At 34.1% G+C, this 22,261-nt stretch carries 27 protein-coding genes; 5 read left to right on the forward strand and 22 right to left on the reverse strand.

Translation table 11 applies throughout. From position 1 onward, the window contains the following. Positions 1-79 precede the first annotated feature (79 nt). The 5 genes from E4N74_RS09760 (at position 80) to E4N74_RS09780 (ending at position 5,116) form a co-directional block, all read left to right on the forward strand. Positions 80-1,354, forward strand: a complete 1,275-nt coding sequence (locus E4N74_RS09760) for an ATP-binding protein (protein ID WP_255817403.1) — start codon at positions 80-82, stop codon at positions 1,352-1,354. A 79-nt stretch (positions 1,355-1,433) separates the two neighbouring features. Further along, positions 1,434-2,333 (forward strand): DUF4261 domain-containing protein, encoded by a 900-nt coding sequence (locus tag E4N74_RS09765; protein ID WP_255817405.1) that lies wholly within the window; start codon positions 1,434-1,436, stop codon positions 2,331-2,333. Positions 2,334-2,347: 14 nt separating this feature from the next. After that, positions 2,348-3,412 (forward strand): ankyrin repeat domain-containing protein, encoded by a 1,065-nt coding sequence (locus E4N74_RS09770; RefSeq protein ID WP_255817406.1) that lies wholly within the window; start codon positions 2,348-2,350, stop codon positions 3,410-3,412. 46 nt (positions 3,413-3,458) lie between these two features. Then, positions 3,459-3,989, forward strand: a complete 531-nt coding sequence (locus E4N74_RS09775) for a hypothetical protein (protein ID WP_255817408.1) — start codon at positions 3,459-3,461, stop codon at positions 3,987-3,989. 62 nt (positions 3,990-4,051) lie between these two features. Next, positions 4,052-5,116: a hypothetical protein gene (locus E4N74_RS09780; protein WP_255817409.1), complete on the forward strand. Its 1,065-nt coding sequence runs from the start codon at positions 4,052-4,054 to the stop codon at positions 5,114-5,116. 56 nt (positions 5,117-5,172) lie between these two features. On the opposite strand, the gene E4N74_RS09785 is transcribed toward E4N74_RS09780, so the two are convergent. From E4N74_RS09785 to E4N74_RS09890, 22 genes are all read right to left on the reverse strand, one after another. Further along, positions 5,173-5,655 (reverse strand): GNAT family N-acetyltransferase, encoded by a 483-nt coding sequence (locus E4N74_RS09785; protein WP_255817410.1) that lies wholly within the window; start codon positions 5,653-5,655, stop codon positions 5,173-5,175. A 28-nt stretch (positions 5,656-5,683) separates the two neighbouring features. Then, complete coding sequence (locus E4N74_RS09790; RefSeq protein WP_044977816.1) at positions 5,684-6,004, reverse strand: hypothetical protein; 321 nt, start codon at positions 6,002-6,004, stop codon at positions 5,684-5,686. A gap of 46 nt (positions 6,005-6,050) precedes the next feature. Continuing rightward, positions 6,051-7,142 carry a DUF6892 domain-containing protein gene (locus E4N74_RS09795; RefSeq protein ID WP_255817411.1) on the reverse strand — a complete coding sequence of 364 codons (1,092 nt, stop codon included), beginning with the start codon at positions 7,140-7,142 and terminating at the stop codon, positions 6,051-6,053. Positions 7,143-7,163: 21 nt separating this feature from the next. After that, complete coding sequence (locus E4N74_RS09800; protein ID WP_255817412.1) at positions 7,164-8,147, reverse strand: DUF6630 family protein; 984 nt, start codon at positions 8,145-8,147, stop codon at positions 7,164-7,166. Positions 8,148-8,213: 66 nt separating this feature from the next. Next, complete coding sequence (locus tag E4N74_RS09805; protein ID WP_255817413.1) at positions 8,214-9,188, reverse strand: hypothetical protein; 975 nt, start codon at positions 9,186-9,188, stop codon at positions 8,214-8,216. Positions 9,189-9,240: 52 nt separating this feature from the next. Further along, positions 9,241-9,945 carry an ABC transporter ATP-binding protein gene (locus E4N74_RS09810; RefSeq protein ID WP_255817415.1) on the reverse strand — a complete coding sequence of 235 codons (705 nt, stop codon included), beginning with the start codon at positions 9,943-9,945 and terminating at the stop codon, positions 9,241-9,243. A 61-nt stretch (positions 9,946-10,006) separates the two neighbouring features. Further along, positions 10,007-10,594 (reverse strand): hypothetical protein, encoded by a 588-nt coding sequence (locus E4N74_RS09815; RefSeq protein ID WP_255817416.1) that lies wholly within the window; start codon positions 10,592-10,594, stop codon positions 10,007-10,009. Between the two features lie 21 nt (positions 10,595-10,615). Further along, on the reverse strand, positions 10,616-10,909 hold the full coding sequence (locus E4N74_RS09820; protein ID WP_255817417.1) for a BRO family protein: 294 nt from the start codon (positions 10,907-10,909) through the stop codon (positions 10,616-10,618). 30 nt (positions 10,910-10,939) lie between these two features. Beyond that, positions 10,940-11,242 carry a hypothetical protein gene (locus tag E4N74_RS09825; protein ID WP_255817419.1) on the reverse strand — a complete coding sequence of 101 codons (303 nt, stop codon included), beginning with the start codon at positions 11,240-11,242 and terminating at the stop codon, positions 10,940-10,942. Positions 11,243-11,269: 27 nt separating this feature from the next. After that, on the reverse strand, positions 11,270-12,004 hold the full coding sequence (locus E4N74_RS09830; RefSeq protein ID WP_255817420.1) for a hypothetical protein: 735 nt from the start codon (positions 12,002-12,004) through the stop codon (positions 11,270-11,272). 4 nt (positions 12,005-12,008) lie between these two features. Next, positions 12,009-12,521, reverse strand: a complete 513-nt coding sequence (locus E4N74_RS09835) for a hypothetical protein (protein ID WP_255817421.1) — start codon at positions 12,519-12,521, stop codon at positions 12,009-12,011. Between the two features lies 1 nt (position 12,522). Beyond that, positions 12,523-13,116, reverse strand: a complete 594-nt coding sequence (locus tag E4N74_RS09840) for a hypothetical protein (RefSeq protein ID WP_255817422.1) — start codon at positions 13,114-13,116, stop codon at positions 12,523-12,525. A gap of 57 nt (positions 13,117-13,173) precedes the next feature. After that, on the reverse strand, positions 13,174-13,323 hold the full coding sequence (locus E4N74_RS09845) for a hypothetical protein (protein ID WP_010693363.1): 150 nt from the start codon (positions 13,321-13,323) through the stop codon (positions 13,174-13,176). Positions 13,324-13,554: 231 nt separating this feature from the next. After that, positions 13,555-15,048, reverse strand: a complete 1,494-nt coding sequence (locus E4N74_RS09850) for a gliding motility protein (protein WP_044977827.1) — start codon at positions 15,046-15,048, stop codon at positions 13,555-13,557. A gap of 24 nt (positions 15,049-15,072) precedes the next feature. Beyond that, on the reverse strand, positions 15,073-15,867 hold the full coding sequence (locus tag E4N74_RS09855) for a hypothetical protein (RefSeq protein WP_255817424.1): 795 nt from the start codon (positions 15,865-15,867) through the stop codon (positions 15,073-15,075). A 36-nt stretch (positions 15,868-15,903) separates the two neighbouring features. Continuing rightward, entirely contained in the window at positions 15,904-16,674 is a 771-nt protein-coding gene (locus E4N74_RS09860; protein WP_255805139.1) for a hypothetical protein, read from the reverse strand. Between the two features lie 86 nt (positions 16,675-16,760). Next, positions 16,761-17,294, reverse strand: a complete 534-nt coding sequence (locus E4N74_RS09865; RefSeq protein WP_255817425.1) for a DUF2271 domain-containing protein — start codon at positions 17,292-17,294, stop codon at positions 16,761-16,763. 71 nt (positions 17,295-17,365) lie between these two features. After that, the gene (locus tag E4N74_RS09870) at positions 17,366-17,821 is read right to left on the reverse strand and encodes a DUF2004 domain-containing protein (RefSeq protein WP_255817426.1); all 456 of its coding nucleotides are present in this window, start codon (positions 17,819-17,821) and stop codon (positions 17,366-17,368) included. 89 nt (positions 17,822-17,910) lie between these two features. After that, positions 17,911-18,576 (reverse strand): DUF4272 domain-containing protein, encoded by a 666-nt coding sequence (locus E4N74_RS09875; protein ID WP_255817428.1) that lies wholly within the window; start codon positions 18,574-18,576, stop codon positions 17,911-17,913. Positions 18,577-19,366: 790 nt separating this feature from the next. Beyond that, on the reverse strand, positions 19,367-20,500 hold the full coding sequence (locus E4N74_RS09880; RefSeq protein ID WP_255817429.1) for a DUF262 domain-containing protein: 1,134 nt from the start codon (positions 20,498-20,500) through the stop codon (positions 19,367-19,369). Then, entirely contained in the window at positions 20,490-21,113 is a 624-nt protein-coding gene (locus E4N74_RS09885; RefSeq protein ID WP_255817446.1) for a hypothetical protein, read from the reverse strand. Before E4N74_RS09885 ends, E4N74_RS09880 begins: the two co-directional genes overlap by 11 nt. Further along, positions 21,097-22,242, reverse strand: a complete 1,146-nt coding sequence (locus E4N74_RS09890; RefSeq protein ID WP_255817448.1) for a DNA cytosine methyltransferase — start codon at positions 22,240-22,242, stop codon at positions 21,097-21,099. Before E4N74_RS09890 ends, E4N74_RS09885 begins: the two co-directional genes overlap by 17 nt. Between the last annotated feature and the right edge of the window lie 19 nt (positions 22,243-22,261).

The following is a 22,261-nucleotide window of genomic DNA, read 5'->3' on the forward strand; positions in this document are numbered from 1 at the left end:
GAATTTTCAACCAAAATGCCGAAAAAAATATTGCCAAAACGCCGAAAAAATGACATAATATATGTAGAGGTAAAGCTTAATGAAAGAATATAGAGCCCGCATAGTAGACGATATGTTAAAAGATAAACTTGAGTCAAAAGGAGCTGTTGTTATTGAAGGCCCTAAATGGTGCGGAAAAACGACAACGGCAATGCAAGTCGCAGGCAGTATATTGAGAATGGATGAACCAAGCAAAAGAGAAACAAATATCCAAATGTCTGAAATAGCCCCCGGAAGATTGCTAAAAGGTAAGACCCCAAGACTTATTGACGAATGGCAGATAGCACCAAAGCTATGGGATGCAGCAAGATATGAGGTTGATACAAGAGGTGAAGAAGGACAGTTTATACTTACAGGTTCGGCAGTACCTATAGAATCAAGGGAAATAACTCATTCGGGAACAGGCCGTTTTACATGGTTAATGATGAGACCCATGTCTTTATTTGAATCAGGAGATTCAACAGGAGAAGTAAGTTTAAATCAGCTTTTTGAAAATCCTAGTGTGATAGACGATATGAATAATTTAAGCATAGAAAATTTGGCTTTTTTAATTTGCAGAGGCGGGTGGCCTCATGCCGTTGGAATGAAGGAGAAACCTGCATTACTCCAAGCTGAAGATTACTATGAAGCAGTCATAAAATCCGATATTAATAGAGCTGATGGTGTGAGTAAAAATCCGGAAAGAGTAAAAAGATTGATGAGGTCTTTTGCAAGAAATCAAGGAACACAAATTTCCAACACTATGCTGAGGGATGATATAATTTCAAATGATACGGAATCTTTGAATGAAGATACCATCGCATCCTATATTAACGCACTAAAAAATATTTTTGTGGTCGAAGATATGCCTTCGTGGAATCCTAATTTAAGATCAAAAACATCAATCAGAACTTCCGATACAAGATACTATGTAGATCCTTCAATAGCGGTCGCCGCTCTTGGAATTGGACCGAAAGATTTGACTAATGATTTAAACACAATGGGGCTGCTATTTGAAACGCTGTGTGTAAGAGATCTTCGAGTATATGCAGAAAGTATTGGAGGTAATGTTTTACATTATAGGGATAAATCAGGTTTGGAATGTGATACGGTAATTCATCTAAAAAACGGCAGATATGGTTTAGCAGAAATTAAACTGGGCGGCCAAAAATTTATTGAAGATGCAGCGGAAAACTTAAAATCGTTGTCAAATAAAATTGATACATCAAAAATGCCTGCTCCTTCTTTTTTGATGATAGTTATTGGAATAGGTGAATTTGCATATAAACGAGAGGATGGTATTTTTATAGTGCCTATAGGATGTTTGAAAAATTAATTCTGGATACACGATACCCATACTATGTGGAGGGAAAAAAATATATGAATCAATTTCAGATTAAAAGAGAGGTAATACTATGAAAGAAAAAAAATCAAATGGAGAAGACAAAATTCTCAAACAGGATATGAGTCAAACTGCCGACCATCCGGGTATGGTTTTTATGGTTCATTTACTTATGGAAGAAAAATGTGAAATGCCCGAAAAAGAGTATATACATAAAATTATGTGTGAACATTTAGGCGAAACGGATTGCTTTTGTTATAACAGTAATATGGCAGGTTTTGCTCCCAAAAAATATTCCGTGCACTATGAAAAGGAAAAACTAAATGTGCCTCCGCAGCTCATTATTATGAACTGTTCTGAAATTGAAAAACCGATTATGGATGATGTTTCAGCAACACAATTATGGAATTGCCCGAACGGCGGTGAAATTCTGGAGACTTGTAAATATCAAGTAATGGCAACGGATATGTTGGCTGCCGGTTTAGATTATAAAGAAAGAGCGGAAATGCTGGTAAATTATGTTGAAGCATTAGTAAACATATATCCGTCTTGCAAGGCAGTAGTTTTTGAAACATCTAAAAAAATGCTGACGAGAGAAGATATTCTAAACTGTACATTACCCAAAGAAATGCGCTTCCTTCATTATGCAGTCAATATCCGTTTTTTTAATATTCAAGGAACAAACGATATGCTGATTGATTCACTCGGTATGAGCACCTTATTTTTACCTGATGTTCAATATCATTTTCACGGCTTGAATCCGAATGATGTTGTAAACCACGCATATAATGTTTTATCCTACATTTATGATAATGATAATCCGATAGAAGACGGAAATACAATAGCAGGCCTTACGGACGGCAATATGAATTCAGATATAAAATGGAAAGTTCAATATGAAGATTCTCTCATACAGCCGATAAGAGAAGTTATAGACATTAATACGGGTGAATATGCGTCCGGAAATAGATAAACAAGGATTTAAGTATGATAACAATCGGAAACATCGGAAGATTTGAATCTATACCGCAAATTTTAAACGATGTACTAAATGAAAATATTTCTGCATTGGAAGAACATCTATTAAACGGGTGGAAGCTTAACAAAGCAATCAAAGTCGGCAAATACACCGAACTCTCTCTTTTGGATTTTGCATTGATAATGGAAAAGTTTCAATCTATAAAATGGCTGACGGAAAAAGGAGCAAACCTTAATGCAAATGAGCATCCAAGTTTTCTTCTAGCAGTGAGATATTGTAATGAAGAGGTAATAAGGTTTCTTGTTTCCCATGGTGCAAAGATAGATGTAGTAAACAATGTAGATTCGGAAGCTTTTTTAGAAGCGTACTATGGCAAACGCTTTGACAATTTTTCGATTATACAAGAACTTGGGCATAGCGCAACTAAATACGGCGGACAGCTCTTGCGTCACGCGGTTTCTGACCGTAATTATAAAGTTTTAGAATTTCTAATTGAACACGGAGCAAATATTAATTACAATAAGTCCGACATGGTATATTCCAATCAACCGACTCCATTGTGTGTAGCTGCAAGATATGTTGATTTGGAAATGTGTAAATTTTTAGTGAAGCATGGAGCGGACGTTACGATTGCCGAAAAAGACGGAATGCGTCCATATAGCATAGCTTTGGAAAAAGGCGATGAGGAAATGGCAGAATATTTTAAATCATTAGAGCCGCCTGAGTTTCATCAAACACAAAATAAATTAGATGAATTAAAATCGTATAAATTGCCAAAGAAAATAATTGAATTTTTAACCGGGGAAAACCTACACTTTGATTTAGCGGATTCCGACTTTGGATATATTGAGTTCTTTAAACTGATTGATACTATTCCATTTAAATTCGGCCGACAAAAATTATTAAGACTTTCCCGCTCTCTCGGAGATTACAGTCATATTTATATTGTCTGGAATCCGAAAACAAAAAAGATTGCAAGCTATGATATGGAACATGGAGAGCTCATCGATTTGGCAGGCTTTGATGATTTTATAGAAGATATGACAAAGTATATGAACCGGATTTTGGAATAATAACTGATAATGAGATTGATAAATATATATCTGAAAGGGAGAGTGTATGGACAAAAGAATAATTGATAGAATCACTAAACTGGGCGGCAAATCGGCCTTTGAAGGCGAGAACTTGCTGAACAATATGGAAAGCATTAGCTTATCTAAGAGTTATCTTATGCAGGACTTTAGCGATTACTTAGAAAATGATTTACTCAATAGAATAAAGGCAGAAGGGATATTACCTGAATCGGAAATCCCATATCCAAGGATACAATACAAAACTGAAAAATTTACTCCTTTTACAAAAGGAACAGCCGACTATGATGAATACTCCGGGTTTATTCATAAAGAATATGTAAGCTCAGTAATTCCTTGTAATGATTTAGAGTTTTTAATGATTGGCGAATCCAACTCTTATCCCAATTATTACTTTATATGCCTAAGCGATAAAGATATTAGCAATCCCAAAGTATACACTACAGATCACGAAGTATTCTTTAGAGAGATTGAAGAGCTTGGGCGTTTCTCTGACTTTCTGGATTTATTCGTATCTGAAGATGAGTATAAAGTAGAAATCAACAAGCTGAGAGAATAGGAAGGCTATAAGAATAATTATGTGCAAATATTGCGATGATGTAGACAGCAAAGCTATGTTTGATGAACGGCCTGCACCAAAACCTAAAAGGAAACAATAGGTTGGGAAGATTAATTTTTATTTTACTGCTTTCCGTTTCAGGACTTATTTTTTTAGCGGTTATTTTCGGAATGTATATTTATATGAAAAGAACCGTATCGGGCGGAAAATCACTAATGGAAGAACCGGTAAACGAACAGACAAATACTACAAAAATGAGGTTCAGTGAATTTTTGGTATATGCATCTGTCATACTTGGAGCGGTATTGTTTGCTTTACAGGTGATAAAAAAGGGAGGCTCAGGATTTTCTAATTTGGCAACAGCTATCCTCCTGCCTCCGGTTATGGCTCTTTTTAATGCACGGAAGCGTACCGGAAGAAGTATTTTTATATTTATGGCTGTCGCAATATTTTCACTTTATATGTTTTTGATATATATCATAATCAGCGTTCCGGTGAGGGCTCCGGTTTTTACGATTAACAACACAAAGATTAAGATGGCATATACAACTGTTGCCGATATAGTAGCGGACGGATTCGACATATATGTAAAACAGGATAATCCTTCCGGCAGAGATTATAAAAAACTGCTTTCTTGCGGTGCTTTTAAAAAGTATCCAGTTGATCGAAGTATTCTCGTTGAAAAAGGATTCCGAAGAAATAATACTGCTATACCTTATGCTAATTATCTTCTTGTAAAAGACGGTTTTGTAATTGGGAGCCTCGGTCTTTACGGTCATAAAAAGAATGATACGGTATTGGAGGATTGTAAAATCATTCATTTAAGGCTTGATGAATACTGCATTTCCGATGCAAGAGTAAATTCAATTCGTTATTGTCTTGATGATGTTGAGCTGCTCGTTCCATTGCAACAAGAAACATTGCAAAAAACATTCGATAAAAAACTGTGGTTAGTACCGCCAAGAAATACGAGAGACATAACTCAGCTGCACTACGGCATTAAATGGTCAACCGGAAGCGATCATCTCTTTTGGAATGAATACTTTGCTTATATTCATTTTAATGAAAGCAATGATATGACCGGCTTTGAGATTTCAACCGAAATAGCACGTGATTGGAATGAATGAGAGCGCTCAGTCATTATAATAAACCATGTATTTTATAATCTTACATCTCTTTTATATCATAGCTTTAACGCTGCGATAAGTTCTTCTGCATCCATATCTCCTGTTTCAACAAAACCGAATGAGCTATATAGTTTACGTGCAACTTGATTTTCAGGTTCATAAGACAACCAACAATATTCAGCTTTTCCGCAAGGAAAAGTCTTAACAAAATCTAGAGCCAATTTAACTGCTTCTTTTCCAAATCCATTGTTTTGATACGCTTTATCAATCATCAGCCGCCAAAGATTATAATTCCCTTTTGCTATTTCAGGTGCATCAATCCAATAGTCATGAACATCAAAACCGATCATCAAAAATCCGACCGGTGTTTCATTGTCATATATCCCGAATGGAAATGCATAACCATTTGCGGTGATTGTAATATAGGCTTCAATGATGCTTATATCATTGGCAGCAACAAAGCTTTTCTGGGTTTCCGATACCTGTAGTTTCAGAATATCCCAAATGTTTTTCCCGTTTACTTTTTCCAAATGAAGCATAATATATCCTTTTTGACAAACTTTAGTTTTATCTTTCCATAAAATATGTAAATGCATGTTCTTCAATTTCGCCACATTTATTTAACAAGGTTCCTTTTTCGTCGTAGATTTTATATGATATTTGTTTACCGCCCAAAGAAGCCGCTCCATCTAATCCGAGAAGTAATGTATAATAAGCATCTGTCATAACCGAATCTATGAGTTTATATAAATCATCTTTACCGACTCCGGCTCGCATTAAATTCTTTACTTTTTTTGCAACTGCTGTGGAAGAACTTTCGCTAAAATATTCATTCAAAATAGTTTCTTTTTCTTTATAGCAAAGTTTTACAAATTCTTCTCCATTCATTTTTTAACTCCTACAAATTTAAAGTTTTTCTTTCCATATAAAACTTTTATTCTGCAATATTAATTCCTTTCTTGATAAGTTTTTTCTTTGCTTTTTCGGAAATATAAATAATGGTGCCGTCAATAAGTTTTAAGTTTGGAAACTGTGCCAACTCCTCATCAGAAATAGATTTAATATCAAATAGATCATCCTCGCCGTCCCATTGCGGAATAAGCTGCATATTAATTTCATTTCCGCCATCAAGAAACAGCTGTGTTACCTTTGGGGCCAATTCAGCAGGAATTTCCAATTGCTGAAACCAGCTTTTTACTTCAGGTATCATTTTATCGCAGTAATCATCGGGATCTATTTCTTTTTTTGCATAATCATTACAAAAATCATATACATCAAATTTCGGTTTAAGCAATTCTTGTTCATACATCAGCTCTTGGATAACAGCAAGTTTAAAATTAAAGTTTGTAAATGTCAACACTTCACCTTCTACCTTTTGCTGTTTCCATTTACCGCTCGACACCCTCGGCGGTTTATACCAAAAACTTATCTCCCGTATAGGCTCAGGTGCGGCACGTACCAAATCGGCTATCTCATCGGTTTTTGATTTTCTCAAACGCTCCTGAAAAGATATTGCATCCAGAACCGATTTTAATTTGCTCGACAATGAGCAATTTATTTTCCAATTTTCCACTTTCATTTCTAAAAATATATAAGCATCTCTCAATGTTTTTTGAGGTATAGCTTCCAAAATAGTTTTACCGTTTATCGTAAAAATGCCGGGAAACACCTGTTTGGGATTTACATCGAAAAACGAAAATTTTACTTTTTTCTCCCATTCCTTATCTTCACATATTCTTATGTCTAGTTCGCTGATACGTCCTTTGGAAACAAAACTCTTTATTCCTATATTATCCCAGATATATATTTCCTCTAAATCATCTTTACTTATTGTTCCATCAGGCGGCTTACGCAATACTTTTCTATATTCACCGAATTTCTCCGCAAGAATATCTATTGATAGGTTTTCAATAAACTCATCATTAATATGCAAACCGTTTTTAGTTAAATTGATATGAAGTTTCTGTTGCGGCATAGCCGGCTGTTTATCCTGTTTGTTCGATTCCTTGCTTTTTATAATACTCATTTTATATCTCCTTTTCCTTCATTACAGAGTGTTCACAATTTCAATCGTATTCTCAGATTGAAGCAGGCTGAACAGTTGTTTATAAGCACTTATGATTTTTTCTCTATTTTCTTTATCTGACAAACCTAAAATATAGCAATCGCTATTTGTGTCGATAAGATATAATACCTTGTCACTCATCGAAGCAAGCCTACGGAAAACTTCCGGCGGTTCAAATTCCGTATCTTTATCCAAGTGAAGCATATTCGCTTTTATCTTTTTTGCTAATAGATTGTAACCGTATACAATATCTCCCACATCCGCCTTCCAATCGAACATTGCCAAATAGTTCAAATCTATAAAATCGTTTATCAAAGAGACACAAATATCTTCTTGCTCCAATGCTATGTGGTATATTTTCTTGGCTTTTTGCGGAGATATGCCGAGTAATTTGCAAAGCGATAAAAAAGTTTGTTCCGTATCGGCAGGTAAGCTTTTGTTCCGGCAAGCAAGTTTTTCTTTTTCCTCCCAAATACGTCTGTCTTCTTCTTCAAGTATTTTTACTTGCAGTTGTCCGTATTGCGTTAAAACCGTTTTTATATTCTCAATGATTTTTTTATCAAAGATAGGCTTGTTCTTTCCTATAAAATTGAACCATTCTTGTCCCTTCTCGCCTGTGATGTCATAATCATAAGAAACAATTTCACAACGATCTCCGATTCTCACAACGGCAAAGATTTCATCTTCACAATAATCAACCATACAGATACTTTCGGGTATAAATGCTTTATGGCCGCTATTTTCGTAAAAGCGATTGGTGTATTTTGAGCTTTTGAGTGAAATACAATCAAAAATATTTTGTTCTTTAATTTGTGTCTCTATCATTTCTTGAGCCTGACTCGAAAACTTTGCGTTGTTTTCCAATATCTGCCGAAAGAGTTGTATATCAAATGCCGACCCGCCTATGAGTTTTTCGTCTTTGTAGTACACCCACGATACAGTTCGTCCGATATTTTTTCCGTTCATATTCCATTCCTTTTTTTATTCGTGCGGAGGGTTTAATACCCCGACGCTTGCGTCGGGGTTGTTGATTTATGAATTCACATTGCATAATGCTATTTCTTTTAGTCCTCTATCGTAAAACGAGGTAAGGCATATTTCGCCTGAGATGTTTTCGAGCCTGTGTTTGGACATTCCTCTTGGAAAGGTAATATCGGAATATTCACGTGTGCTGAGTGAAAAAACTTTTTGCTTGCCTTTCCAATCATCGGTTTTAAAAAGAGGAGTCATTATCACATATTGAGAATCAGTAAAGCATCCGTTGATGCCGCCTTTTTTACCGTCTTTTTTTAAGTCATCTGATTCGATAAGTTTTTTGATTACTTTCCCATCTTCGGAAATACTTGCAAGAGCATAATAATTCATTCCCCATTTATTAACCGATGTTTGGCTGTCGCCCGGAATAAAGGCATAGATTTCTTTATCCGATATTTTAATGCTGTCTATTTTAGGAGCGTCTACGCATCTGTCATCTTGATGTGTAAATGCTTTTTTATCTATTGTAGAAAAACATTTCCATTCGGCAGATTTTGCAGCAGCATCAAATTCCAAAAGAGCAAAATATCTTGCGTCCCCGCAATAAACTTCATTTTCAAAGCAAACGGGAATCGTTTGGCTGTCAGATATATTTTGAAAACACCTCTGTTGAGCTTTTTCCGGCACAATGCTTCCTCTTAGCCGTGAATTATTTTTTATCGGAATTATTTCCGGAGAGGAATGAATGCCGGAGTAATACCGCACTTCTTTTGCCGAAATGATGAGTCCGAAACTTGCACCATATCGAAAAAGCACAGGATAATCTCTGCCTGATGTTTCCGCATATTCAATCGGAATCTTTTTTATGCCATCGACAGAAAGCACAAGGAGGTAAAATTTACCCCAATCGCTCTTCTCGCCCGTAGTCAGAATTATAGCAGTTCCATCCGGCAACAAAACAGAGCCATGCACAAACGAAAGCTCATTATCCAATTCCCATTTTTTCAATAAACTTAATTTTAGGTTATTCATATTTTTATCTCCTTATTTGCTTCAATATACTTAATCCTTTCAGCCGATATTCTCAGATTAGCATCTCTGGAACCTGATGCTCATCCGACTGAATATTTCCGTCAAAAAGTTTTATACATCGATCCGTACTTGCTCCGATTCCAGGGTCATGGGTAACAATAACAATTGTCGTTCCGCTTTCATTTATTTTTTTAAAGAGGCTAAGAACCTGAGCTCCCGTTTTGCTGTCCAAAGCACCGGTCGGCTCATCGGCCAAGATAATGTACGGTTTTGTTACCATCGCACGAGCAATGGCAACACGCTGCTTTTGCCCGCCGGAAAGTTCATTAGGACCGTGGGAAAGTCTATCGCCCATATCAACATGCTCCAAAGCTTCTTTTGCAAGTACAATGCGTTTCGCTCTTTCCAGCCCCTGATAGCGTAACGGAAGCATAACGTTTTCTAAAACCGTCATATTTGGAAGCAAATGATACTGCTGAAACACAAAGCCGATCGTTTTATTACGCAGCACAGCAAGTTCTTTTTCCGTCATCTTTGCCGTTTCTTTTCCGCCGATTTCCAATATACCGCTTGTCGGCCGGTCAAGACAGCCTATCATATTCATACAGGTAGACTTTCCCGAACCGGACGGACCCATTATCGAAACAAATTCTCCCTGATCTATACTGAAGCTTATGCCTCGCAGGGCATGCACGACGCTTTCACCCATTTCATATAATTTTGTAACGTTTTCCATACGGATAATAGTTTCGCCCATTTTTCAAATCCTAATAGTATAATTTTAATTGCCAAAGCTTTGCATCTATTTATAAACCTTTTTAAAACCATGAAGAAAGTATTTTTGCTCTTACCGCAAATTCCGTATCTTTTAATTTAATAAATTCTTCCCGATATATTTTTAATACTTCAAAAGAATAATGATAAAAACTGTAAAAAAGATTATCAGGAAAAACATTCTCATCTTCATACCGGAGACAATCATCATCTTCATTATAAACTTCAGACCATAAATATTCTTCCTTTAACATGTCTTCAAAAAAAGGTAAGGGAGCCGCATGCTCCAATTCATCTCCTTCACAAAAACTCTCAGCTATTACGGCAAAGTCTTCCAGTAGTTCTTCTACAATGTAGTGCGCATTCTTATTTGTACCGCTCTGAGTTAAAGCTTTCATAAAAATTCTTGTAAGAAATATAAGAGCAAACGGAGTTGCATACCACAGAGTACTTTGATGTTCAATATTTATTGCTATTTCATACAATGCATTTTCTATTTTATCCGTGTCCTGCATGTTTTCCAATATTTCAAAATATTGAGGAAACAAGGTCGCTCTTCCATAAGTTGTAGGAAGCCGATGCCAAGGTACATCTTCTATTTTTAAGTTATGAATATAAGAATTGTTTTTCATACAATATTACTCCCTGTGTATTTATGGTGACGGAATAGATTGGATAATTCTAAATATGCCTTGCATATCGGCTGCATCGGTTTTATACATTTTCCCATCTTTGGGAGATTTCATTTTCAGTTGGTTACAGATTGTAACCAACTCATTTCCTTCATCTTTCAACCTTTTTTTTAAAACTTTCCAATAATTATTGGGATTAGGGCTGTCCGTTAAGGCTCCCACAACATCCACAACACTAAAATACCACTCTTCTTTTTCGTTATCCCAAACGGAGCGTATTTTATTATCTTCAAATAACTTTACTTCGTTATCCACGATATCGTCCTCCTTAGCATCCGCCGCTTTTTACAGCTTATATTTTTCAATCATCTCCATAAGCACAGACGCAGTATCAATTTCTTGTGAAAGTAAATCGTCAAACTCTTCTTCAAGCTCATCCTGCCTATCACAAATCCATGATAAAAATGCTTTTGATTTTTCATAGTTTTGATGAATAAAATAATATTCACCTAAAATACATTTTGCAGATGTAACACTGGCAAGATCATCATCGAGTTCGATTACCTTATTCAAAGTCTCCAATGCTTCATCATACAATTTTTTGTTTAGTTGAAGAAGACCCTTTTTTAGATATAATTCTCCATTCATATTTTATCTCCTATAATGTTTATCTTATCATTTTTTTACCGTTTTTGTAAGTGCTGTAATTATATTGTCCAGTGTTTCAGATACGGAATTAAAGCCGGCTTTTTTTGCAGCCTTAGGAGTTTTTTCCAATGAAAATGATACAGCTTCTTTTAAAGCTTCTGCATCCTTTAGTGAAATAAGATTTTCCTTCGTCACAGTATTCTCAAAAGAGTCTGTAATAATTTTATCATCATTCAAAAGTGAATAACAATTGCGAATCATTATGCCGATATGAGAAAGCGTTATATAATCCCGTTTTTTCTGCATAAGTTCTATGATTACAGGCCAAACTTCGGAAGTTTTCTTTAAATACCAAAGCAGGCTTGCTGCAGCTTGCCGTACAGAGGCATCTTGATGCACTAAAAATAATTCTCCGAGCTCACAAGCCTTTATTTTGAATTCTGTGTTTTCTTTTTTTGAGATAAAGTTTTGAGAATCTTTTACCAAATAAGCTAAATCAATATAACGCTCACAATATGTTTTAATCAAAAATAAATATTCCCATAACAGTTTCGGATCTTTTTCTGATTTTACTATTTTAAAAAGCTTTGTGTAATTTGTAGTTTCAGAAAACCAATCTCTTATCGGATAGGTATTCTTCGTACCCGTTTCCAAACAAGAGGCTTGTCTTAAAAACTTTATCCCTTTTCTTCTCATGCTAATATCATTGCTTTGCGCTTGCAGCAATGCTTCATCTAATGCTTCTTTTGAATACTTTGTCATATCGTTACTCCATAGATAATTCAAAATAATACTTTGTAAATACTTTGAAAACGCTGTCAAAAAAATAAAGAGAAAAAATAACAATAATGGGAATGATGATAAGTTCAATGTAGTATACTTTAGCCGAAATTGTATTTTGTTGAAAAATTTTTATTTTTCTTGTGAGCTGACTAATAGCTAAAAACAAATTCATTATTATAAACGATACTAAAAATCTATACCCCTCGATAACAATATCAAAAGAAAATTTAAGAGTTCCGGTAAAAACTCCTGTCTTTGGGAAATAGTACCCGATGATATACACCGCAATATTTAGCATGATGTAGTTCAAAAAAGTTTTAAGATATTTATTTTCAATTTTCGGAAACAAATCGGGAAGCCCGCCCCAAAGAGGAGCCAAATCATTATATCTTCTTTGTTTTATCAGTGTGAAAAATCTTGTGATTAACACTATATCGGCTGTAAAAATTAAAAGAGTAAAAATTACCATTACTGTTGTAGTTACAATTTTATTCATGTTAATTTCTAAAGATATGCGGAAAATTTACTGTGAAAACTTCCTGTTCTTTGGGAGAAAGATTCTCGAAATCTTTATTTATCCTTGCGAATATCTTTTTTGCAAGTTCATTTTCCGATGCAAATCTCGCAAGATACTCAACTATTAAAGAACCCGCTTCCGGTTTGTTTTTCGAACTTTTGATTGTCTTAACCCCATACTCAGCTGCATAAGGGACAGCTTTACCGTCGGGTTTGTGATTGAAGGCAACAACGGCATACCATTTTGCTTTGAAATCCTTATTTAACAAGAGGCTCGCCAAATATTCATTTTCAGAACCCTCGGCTAAGTAAGCAATCGTTAAAACGCTTGAACCCTGCACATCTAAATTTTTATAAGTGCTAACTTCTTTTAAATATTGAATTGCTTTCTGCGTTCCTAGAATACGCAGAGCTAAAACAGCCCAATAGATTTCGTATTTATTACGCTTCATTTTAAGGCACTTAATCATTGTCTCTTCGGTGAAAGGCATTTTTTCATTATAAAAATATTCTGAAATTGCGCCCGTTTTATCTATTTCATCTAATGTCCAATTTGGAAAAAGCGTTGTCTTCATTTGTTTTTTCCACCTCCAGTAATTATTTTATGCAGCTCTTTTATGTCTCTCATATTTTTAACCAAAAAAGAATGATATAAAATCTTCAATTTGCTTTGTGCTTAAGCAATGCGAGAGAATGCCTTCCGTATCATCAATAAAATTTTCTAAAGGCTCTTCGTCATCATCGCTTGTGTTAAATTTATATTTTTCTTCTTCCAGTTTCATACATTCGGATAAAAGAACAATTTCCTAAATCGATTTTATTTCTGCCGAACACATTATTAAACTTTGTTAGCAATTCTATTAATTTCATAGTATTTGTTCTTTGATAATCCTATCCAAATATAATTTATCATTGCGAATATCTTTTTACAAATTCATTTTCAGAATCTTCGGCTAAGTGAGTAATCGTTAAAATAGTTGCGCCGTCCAAATAATTCGGAAACATTATTTATCCTAAAAATCCCGTGTCGTATCAAAAATTTCCAAGAGCTTTTCTTTATTGATAGATAGAGAAGGCGATATTAAATCTAAAAGTTCTGTAAGAGCACAATAGATATCCTCTCTTTCTACTGTTTCAATAAAATATTTACGTTTGTCCATCTTATTAAAGGTTTCGGTGTATGTCCTAACCAAAGCTTCGGCAGTCCGTGCTGCTTCGAGCGGCGAGCTTTGTTCCAATTTGAGGATTTCAGCTCTTGTTTTTTTGTATAAATCGGCTGCTTTCTTGGCATTCGCTGCAGAAATATTTTCTTGTCCGTCCCATGAGCGGAACGGATTGTCAAGGTTCTGCGCCAACCATTCCGGTTTTCGCGGCTTTTGTATCCAAAGATCAAGCCCTTCTTCTTTTCTCTTTTTATAAAGCTGTTTAGCTTTTTTGGCTGCATTTTCCGGCAGGCTGCTCATCCAAAACCAATGTAAGTTAGGTAAACATTCCGGCTCCGGAATATCTTCGGCAGAAAAACCGAATAAATCAACCGTGGTAAAGCCCTCCAATTTTGTAAATTGGGATAGCATAGAAAGGTTAGAAAGAATACCGGGTTTGCCCCATAGCCGCAATTCCTTCAGCATCGGGTATGCTTCTAGAATCTCGGCTACATCAAGTTCTGTAATCTCTGAGCAATGCAGTTTGCCCAAGTCTTTTAGCCCCTGTATTTTAGGCACTATTTTAGTTGCTGTTAAAAGTAATAAAGCTCCGTTTTCAACAGCATGTATTTTACAGTTATTTGTTACTTCACCTAACAGAATAAGTTCTTCCAATTCGTTATTCAGATAAAGGTCTTCCACGCCGTTCATATCAATAGAAAGTTTGTGCAAATGCGCATTGGAAAAATCCAATTTTTTTTGCTGATGATTTTCAAGTACCAGCTCATCTAAAAACGGACATGATTGTAAATATTCATATAAACCGGTATGCCATTTTTTACATGCTAAATAGGATAAGCATGGAAAGACTTTTAATTCCAGCGCATTTTCAAAAGGAACATCATCATGTATGCGATGTTTGGAAACCGCTCTTTCTTTTCCGGCAAATATAATTTTTTCCTTACTGCTCTCCGCTTTTTTAAAAGCATCTCTTTGCTCTTTAGGAATCTCCTGCCATTTAAGTTGACGATATACTTCGTATCCGTTTCCCGAAGACCTTGCATAGGTATTTGTACTTTCATCGGTTAATGGCTGCATGTTACCGATTAACATATGGTTCGCAGGCACCATGACATCAACATTACAAAGATGCAGACCACGTTTCCAGTACATAAAGTCCTGATAAAGCGGCTTTAGTAAAGGTAATTCTTCCTCTTTGAGAGGCTGTTCACCCGACCAATCTAACCAGAGCAGCACTGCTTTCGGCTTTTTATCACCTTCCTCTATCTTGGTTATTTGGCACGCAGTATATTTTTTTAAATATGAATTATACACACAGTATACATCTCCGCTTTTAGCTTTCATAATTTATCCTTTTTTTTAATTATATCACAGTTTTTGTTCTTTGATAAGTCTATCTAAATATAATTTATCTGCGCTGATCCATTCAATGCTTTCTTTCCCATTCTTATAATTGCGATATTGGAATATCATCTCATCCCTTGTTTGAAATAATGCATTCACAGTCCAATTTTTTTCTAAATCACCTGTTTTACAATCAATAATAAGCTCATCAATTAATTCAAGTGTAGATAAATTAAATACATAGCACTTCCCTTCAGTGGTACAAAATATTCCAAAACTATCATTGATTTTCTGTACATTGGATAATGAATCTTCTTTAAATAAAGAATATGTCTTTTCAGCAATCGGCGTAAAATCCGAGGAAAAAATTTTAAAAAAAGCTGAATTGTAAAAATCAGCAAGCAAAGCATACTTATCGAAGCTAAACATATACGATAAGTTTTTAGGAAACTTATATATTATTTTCATCTCATTTTGAGTTAATTCTATGCAATAATCTTGAGAGCTGTCCTGTCCTGCTGCAAAGGATACTACTATGCGATTTTCTTCATTTAAACTTGTAAAAGCTATATCTGAATCGCTCAATTCATCTTCCATTTTTATAGAAGCAATTTTGTTTGCAGCTTTATCGAATACCATTATGCGTACACAATTTTCGTCCAGCCGTTTTGCAGCCCAAATAATCTTATTTGTATAAGGAGATTGATAGATAATGTCAGCGTCGCAGCTTATTATTTTTTCAATCTCGGTACTTGGTTTTCTGTTGATGTCCTCTAAAAAACAATCTTTAGTTTTGCTATAGAATTTAACATAAATCATAGTTTGTTCTTTCCTTAAAAATAATGTTTTAATTTTTTATCGGGGTTGTTGATTTGAAAAACATGAAAAAGTATTAGGCAATGCATTTTCATAGACAAAACGACTCAAATCATTTTCAATAAATAAGTTAAATGATTTATTTATAATATGTATTTGATTTTTCCCTATATCATGAAAATATACAGAAGCTTCATATGGTCTGATATATAACTCATCCCCATCACTATTCAGCCACAATTCCCCAATTTTAATATATTCCTCCCGTAATTCTAACATATCAAAATCAATAAGAATACCTTCCATTTTTAATTGCGAAATACAATAAAAAAATGTAATCACATCACTATGTAATAATTTATAAAAGAATGATGAGGTTAATTTTTCTTCTGTTAAATTATTTTCCACAACATCACTTTTCAATAAGTGTTTTTTTATTACGGCAAACAAGTTAGGGTAACTTTGCTTCAATTTGGTAAATTTCAAGTCAAAATCAATAATATCAACTTTGTCACAGTTCAAGGAGATATCATCTATTTGCTTTCTCCATCCTTCCATATAATTGACTTGTGAATTTTCGTTATAAGATTGATTTATAGATTTTAAGTATTCACGAGCCGAATTTTGAGATATTAGTGCGGCACCCATTAAACCTTGTGACATCTTAGGTTTTATCTTTAAATACCACCGCGGCGACAAAAATTGTTTTGCAAATTTTTCATTTTGTTTCCACCAATCAATCCATTCTTCGGGTAGGAATAGTCCTTCAGATAAATGTTTTAGCCCGTTTATTATATTATTCGTTTCCATAATGACTTCTACCGTCAGATTTTCATTTATAAAATCTCCAAGGTATCAATACAATTTTGGATATTTCAAAAGAGGTTTGTCTTGATTTATTTTATTTCTACATTTTTTATCAAGGTTTGTTTATTATAATCTTTTCCCGAGATTTTTTCTGTAATTTCGCCTATTGTAATATTGTCATCTACCTTTATTTCGCATGTAAATAAGACGGTATTTTCCCATTTTATATTTGCTTCAATAAATATTTTATAGATACCTTTTTCTACCGGTTCCCCGTTTTCATTTTTGATATCCCATTGCAATTGAATCTTTCCGGATTTAGGAGTCGCACTGCTTATTCCATCTATGTCGGCATCTTTTACGGCTTTTCTCCATGAAGGCAAACTTTCAGGTCTTTTTTTCCAACCTTTTCCTGCTGTAAAATCGGTAACAAATAAATTTTTTACGAGCATTCCGTTTTCGTTTTCGACCCATACAGCAAATTGATTACTCGCAAGTCTTAATTTTTTACTAAAATCAAAACTAATGCTTATGGTATTTTTCTGGATATTCAGTTCCTCTGCAGATATATTTACAGAAAAGGATGTAAATATAATTAAAATAGTCAATATTATTTTTTTCATGTTACACCTACCTTATTTTATTTATTATACATCAAAAAACGGAATTTTGCAAACCTAGTAATTAAATAATATTAACTTTCCCAATCAATGGAAATAATTTTTGCATCTTCGCCGAATTTTACACAGAGTATTTCATCGCTTTCATCATGTGCAATCATAAAATCCATTGTGATGTGCAGCTTTTCAGTGTCAATCCATAAGCCTACATTTGTTATCGTCATTTTACTTACAAACTCGGTAATATCACTCGGCAAATCTTCGAGTCCGCATTCTTCAATATGAAAATCAATATAGTAACTGTCATCTTTTAAATATGCTATAAGTGCTTTTCTTGCTTCTTTTATTTTATCGTCTATGTTCTCAAGAAACTGTGCATAAAGGTCGAGTATGCCAGTAGACAGTTCTACATTTTTGTCGAGCCAAAGCCATGTGTCTATCCCCTGAATCTCTTTTTCCCAAATTACTTCCACATCATCTGTTGTTGCAAGATTCAACTGACCGAAGTATTGATGTTCTATTTTTTTCATAGTTTAATCTCCTATTATTCAGTATATCAAAAAATTAGATTTTTTCTATGGACATATACACTGATAAATAATATACTATTCAATAATTATTATGTATCCATCGAAATATCGAACCAATCGTTTTCTTCGGAAATAAGCCATTCAAGTCCGCGCTTTCGTTCCATTAAAACATCGGGATTTAAGTCTTTGATTTCCGTTTCGGGGCGGAGCCGCTTTTCTTCCGTTGCCCAATGATAACGATAGTGAAGATCGAGCATATCCAGTATTTCCTCTATCCCTCGTAACCTGCATTGTGCTTTAAACGCAGTTTTCCCGTCAGTGTCGCCGACCAGTTTTATCGCACGTTCCACATCACAGATGTCATTCGGATAGGAAATATCTTCGACCAAACCCAAAGCCCACAGAAGCGACCAATAAGCTTCATAAGTCCAACAGACATCGATGACATCCTGTTCACTGTATGTTCCGTCAAAAAGCCGTTTTTCTTTTTCCAAAAGGCAGTCCGATACTTCGTATTTTTCAAGCAAACTTAAAAAAAGCTCCTTCGATTCTTCATACCCTTGTTCATTATGAATGTCTTCGGCCAACTGAATCGACAAAAGACATGCGATGGCCCTGTCACAGATTTCCTCAAAGCTTTTAAGCTTCGCCTCTTTTGATGATTCCCGCAAGGGCAGTTCTTCCATACAGGCAATGCCCATTCCCTTTATTTTTGCATTCGATTTTTCACGCCGATCTTCAGGTTTTATGTACATAATAATTCTCCCATTTTTTGTTTACTCAGCCATTATAGCAAAAGCTGCGATTGTTGACAACCGCTAGAAAAACACCATAAAAGTTGAAAAATACAATGCACTGTCTATCAAAAACGCTTCTCCAAAATCGGGATATTCAAATATTTTTCCGCCACTGCGATTCCCTACCGGTTTATACTGATATTTTAACAAACGGTTTTCCAATGCTGATTGTTGCTCAGGTATAAATTTTTCCGTATTTTACTCTTTTTCAAAAAAATCCGGTTGTGCTGACTGCTGTTCTTTCTGTTTTGTACCAACAGTGAACAAAGAGAGTGTATAACTCATTTATCATCTTCCTCCTCATCAATATTATAAAGTGCCTATTATGATTTCCACAAAAGCCTTCCACCATAAACGATGGAAGGCTTTTTAAACAATTCACCTAAATTCAACAACTCCCTTTAGAACCTACTTTTTCTTTCTTTTAGTATCAAAATAGTATCACGGGGGAGTCTTTTTGCGCCGCTTAATCGATAAAACCTACTGTTTTCAACAGTTTCATTGCAGAAACATATTTGTTTCGTTATTCAAACTCGATACGTTCATTGATGTCGTTTTGTATAAACGGCATAAAATCAAGGTTTTTGTTATCGGCTTTAGCCTTATTATCCGTTTTATTTCTGTTTATCTAATTTTTTGCAAGCACTGAAAATAATATTTGTTACATTTATTTATATTTTCAGCTTTATTGAAAGTGATATTTTTTGAATTATCGTGCTTTTAAATATAATTCTCAGAGAAATTTGCTTTATTCTTGTACCTGCTCATTGCATTTCTTTTCAATAGAAGCAAGAACGCCAACATCTATATTCTCAATATTTAATAATATTTTTTTTAGAACCTCAAATCTTATCATTCGATTGGATATCTTATTCACTCCTTCTGAAGAGGCTAATTTGTATTTTTTTATCATTTCAAAAACTTTTCGTTCTTCCTCTGTAGATAAATTTAATTCGTACTCATTTTTAAAGGCGTTATATGTCTTTACAAATTGAACGAATTTTTTTTTAATTTCATCAGTTATTACTATTTCATTATCTATAAAATCAAATGCTAGTGCAAACAATGTAAACATCTGTACCTTTTTATTTGAAAATGATTTTGTTTCAGGTGTAATAATAACATCTATATAGTCTATTGCCTCGTTGATTTTTTTTAAGTCTTTATCTTGATCTGGATATTCATCCACAAAATCTGTATATATTTGATCCAAGACTTCTTGTTTCGTTTGATCCACAATACCTTCTCTACACAAAAGTAAAATATTGCTACAATACTCAACATCACCCATCCTTCTAATATCTCTTGGACTAAATACTTTATGCTTAGTCCAAAAATCCAAGTCAGCCAATGATTCCGCCGCTTGTCCAAATACACTATCCATACTGTTTCGCTTTTCTTGCTCATTCAAACTATAATCAGTCAAGTTCAATCTATAGAACATATTTTTTATCTCATCTAATGAGAATGTATTACTTAAATTTACAACCGAAATTTCATATATCCATATTCTTTTTTTTATGTCATCGGGCAATTGGGAAAAAGTCAAATCCCCATATAAATTCTGTATATCAGGTGAGATTAGATATTTACTCTGTAATTTGAATTTTCCCTGAATAAACTCAAATATAGCATTAATTCTTTGCTGTCCATCAACTATATGTGTTATCGTTTTTCCAGTTGTTGGATCCGTATCACAATCCCATATAAAAATTTCAGGAATTACCAGTTCTAACAAAATTGTTTCAATTAGACGGATATTATCTTTAATTCCCCAAACTTTTCTTCTTTGATATGTTTTATCAATAATCCATTCTTCATCATTAAATTTTGAATAAATATCATTTATTTTAATTGAATTTCGTGAAAAATTATTTGGCATTTTGTTTTACCTCTTCTTTCAATAAAGCTAATGATTCTAAGTTATATTCTTCGAAATCTTCCCAGCTCCTATACACGCGATAACTTATTTCATGTTTAAAATACATATTTTGTTTTAACTTCTTAGTAGCCTCTATGCTTATATCCTTCCAAAACATGCGACATGGCTCAATTAAATTTATATTCCTATCATTTATGTATCCACGATATATCTCCCTTGATATAAAAGAATAATGTCTCTTATTAGTAATATCATATGCCTTTCTAAAGCCTCTCCAAAGTCTATCAAAAATTGGAAGAGAAATAATTGCAATATCTATATCTGATTTGTTTTCATCTATCGGTTCAATGGTAAATTCCTTAAGACATTTTCTTGGAGAAAGGCTATAGCCTGTTTTTCCACTACCAACCATCATTATGCTGTTATAACTTATTCCCATAGCTTCGCTTACAATGATTTTAAAATCATCAACGGCAGTTATTATTTTATTTTGTGGAATACTAAGAACATTCTCAAAATACCAATTGTCAGATCTTAAAATATGTTTCATATAAAATTGTTTCGCATCACAACTAATTAAATCATGTTTAATTTCATCAATCGTGTAAGACATTTTTATCCCTCTCATCTATATTATTATTGAAAAAATCCATTATGCTATGCGCTATTGCTTTTGACATCAAATAAGGAACTCCATTTCCAATAGTTTTGAACATTTCACTTTTAGATAATGTTTTAGGCAATATAAATTCTTTTGGTAAAGATTGAATCGCCAAAGCTTCTGCTACAGATAATCGTCTAGCCTTGTACGGGTGCAAATGAACTTCGTTGTTGCCATAGGCGGCTGTTGGAGAATACCTCCAACGATGAAGACGCTTAAATGATTTTTTGCTAACATCACCCTCTTGGATAGTATTGAAGCGTTTCATAGAGCGCGGCTCAAAATAATCATTCGAATTGAAATGTTTATATACATCATTCTTTTTGAACCAATATTCAATAGTTAATTCATTCACTACATTAGCAGGACATTGCAATTCACTCTCTATATTAAAATCAGTTGTTATTGGCCATCTAATACTTTTAATTTTATCTATGGTATATTTTTTGTCTATGTCCCAATTGAAATTAGATTTCAATATACTTCTAGCAGTACCTTTATCATTACTCAAAAGACTATATTTTATGCCAAATAGAATCACACGTTCTCTTTCTTGTGCAACTCCATATTCTAAAGAATTCATAACCCTGTCTACAAGTACATACCCTTTTCTTGAAAAAGCCCTCTTTAACTTGTTGTACTCTTCTTTGTGTTTCTTCGTGCTCCACAAGCCCTTAACATTTTCAAAGACAAAAAAGTCTGGTTCATATAAAAGAATAGCTCGTTTATAACTTTTAGTTAATTTTCCATTAGTGCCGATTATACCTTTATTTTTTCCAGCAACTGAAAAGTCTGGACAAGGTGGGCCGCCAATAAAACCAATCAGTTCATTTTTTTTACTCGAACTTATATATGAACTTAGATGCTTTTTACCTTTATCTTTTAACAAATTATTAATGTCACCACAATAATAACCATATTTAGGCTCTTTAAATTCCATATTCTTTCTTGCGTACTTATACACTTCCAAAAAAGATTTATTGTATTCATTTACAAAATCAATAGTAAATCCTTCTGTTTCAAATCCTAGATCTAAAAATCCAGCACCCGAAAAAAATGAGTATATTCTTAAAGTTTTCACATTATATTCTCCATAATAA

The sequence above is a fragment of the Treponema putidum genome (assembly GCF_024401155.1).
In the GTDB taxonomy this organism is placed as follows: Bacteria; Spirochaetota; Spirochaetia; order Treponematales; family Treponemataceae; genus Treponema_B; species Treponema_B putidum.

Excerpts from the sequence above, each read along its gene's own strand:
- E4N74_RS09760 (WP_255817403.1), top strand. The coding sequence starts at position 80 with ATGAAAGAATATAGAGCCCGCATAGTAGACGATATGTTAAAAGATAAA.
- E4N74_RS09765 (WP_255817405.1), top strand. The coding sequence starts at position 1,434 with ATGAAAGAAAAAAAATCAAATGGAGAAGACAAAATTCTCAAACAGGAT.
- E4N74_RS09770 (WP_255817406.1), top strand. The coding sequence starts at position 2,348 with ATGATAACAATCGGAAACATCGGAAGATTTGAATCTATACCGCAAATT.
- E4N74_RS09775 (WP_255817408.1), top strand. The coding sequence starts at position 3,459 with ATGGACAAAAGAATAATTGATAGAATCACTAAACTGGGCGGCAAATCG.
- E4N74_RS09780 (WP_255817409.1), top strand. The coding sequence starts at position 4,052 with ATGAACGGCCTGCACCAAAACCTAAAAGGAAACAATAGGTTGGGAAGA.
- E4N74_RS09785 (WP_255817410.1), bottom strand. The coding sequence starts at position 5,655 with ATGCTTCATTTGGAAAAAGTAAACGGGAAAAACATTTGGGATATTCTG.
- E4N74_RS09790 (WP_044977816.1), bottom strand. The coding sequence starts at position 6,004 with ATGAATGGAGAAGAATTTGTAAAACTTTGCTATAAAGAAAAAGAAACT.
- E4N74_RS09795 (WP_255817411.1), bottom strand. The coding sequence starts at position 7,142 with ATGAGTATTATAAAAAGCAAGGAATCGAACAAACAGGATAAACAGCCG.
- E4N74_RS09800 (WP_255817412.1), bottom strand. The coding sequence starts at position 8,147 with ATGAACGGAAAAAATATCGGACGAACTGTATCGTGGGTGTACTACAAA.
- E4N74_RS09805 (WP_255817413.1), bottom strand. The coding sequence starts at position 9,188 with ATGAATAACCTAAAATTAAGTTTATTGAAAAAATGGGAATTGGATAAT.
- E4N74_RS09810 (WP_255817415.1), bottom strand. The coding sequence starts at position 9,945 with ATGGGCGAAACTATTATCCGTATGGAAAACGTTACAAAATTATATGAA.
- E4N74_RS09815 (WP_255817416.1), bottom strand. The coding sequence starts at position 10,594 with ATGAAAAACAATTCTTATATTCATAACTTAAAAATAGAAGATGTACCT.
- E4N74_RS09825 (WP_255817419.1), bottom strand. The coding sequence starts at position 11,242 with ATGAATGGAGAATTATATCTAAAAAAGGGTCTTCTTCAACTAAACAAA.
- E4N74_RS09830 (WP_255817420.1), bottom strand. The coding sequence starts at position 12,004 with ATGACAAAGTATTCAAAAGAAGCATTAGATGAAGCATTGCTGCAAGCG.
- E4N74_RS09835 (WP_255817421.1), bottom strand. The coding sequence starts at position 12,521 with ATGAATAAAATTGTAACTACAACAGTAATGGTAATTTTTACTCTTTTA.
- E4N74_RS09840 (WP_255817422.1), bottom strand. The coding sequence starts at position 13,116 with ATGAAGACAACGCTTTTTCCAAATTGGACATTAGATGAAATAGATAAA.
- E4N74_RS09845 (WP_010693363.1), bottom strand. The coding sequence starts at position 13,323 with ATGAAACTGGAAGAAGAAAAATATAAATTTAACACAAGCGATGATGAC.
- E4N74_RS09850 (WP_044977827.1), bottom strand. The coding sequence starts at position 15,048 with ATGAAAGCTAAAAGCGGAGATGTATACTGTGTGTATAATTCATATTTA.
- E4N74_RS09855 (WP_255817424.1), bottom strand. The coding sequence starts at position 15,867 with ATGATTTATGTTAAATTCTATAGCAAAACTAAAGATTGTTTTTTAGAG.
- E4N74_RS09860 (WP_255805139.1), bottom strand. The coding sequence starts at position 16,674 with ATGGAAACGAATAATATAATAAACGGGCTAAAACATTTATCTGAAGGA.
- E4N74_RS09865 (WP_255817425.1), bottom strand. The coding sequence starts at position 17,294 with ATGAAAAAAATAATATTGACTATTTTAATTATATTTACATCCTTTTCT.
- E4N74_RS09870 (WP_255817426.1), bottom strand. The coding sequence starts at position 17,821 with ATGAAAAAAATAGAACATCAATACTTCGGTCAGTTGAATCTTGCAACA.
- E4N74_RS09875 (WP_255817428.1), bottom strand. The coding sequence starts at position 18,576 with ATGTACATAAAACCTGAAGATCGGCGTGAAAAATCGAATGCAAAAATA.
- E4N74_RS09880 (WP_255817429.1), bottom strand. The coding sequence starts at position 20,500 with ATGCCAAATAATTTTTCACGAAATTCAATTAAAATAAATGATATTTAT.
- E4N74_RS09885 (WP_255817446.1), bottom strand. The coding sequence starts at position 21,113 with ATGTCTTACACGATTGATGAAATTAAACATGATTTAATTAGTTGTGAT.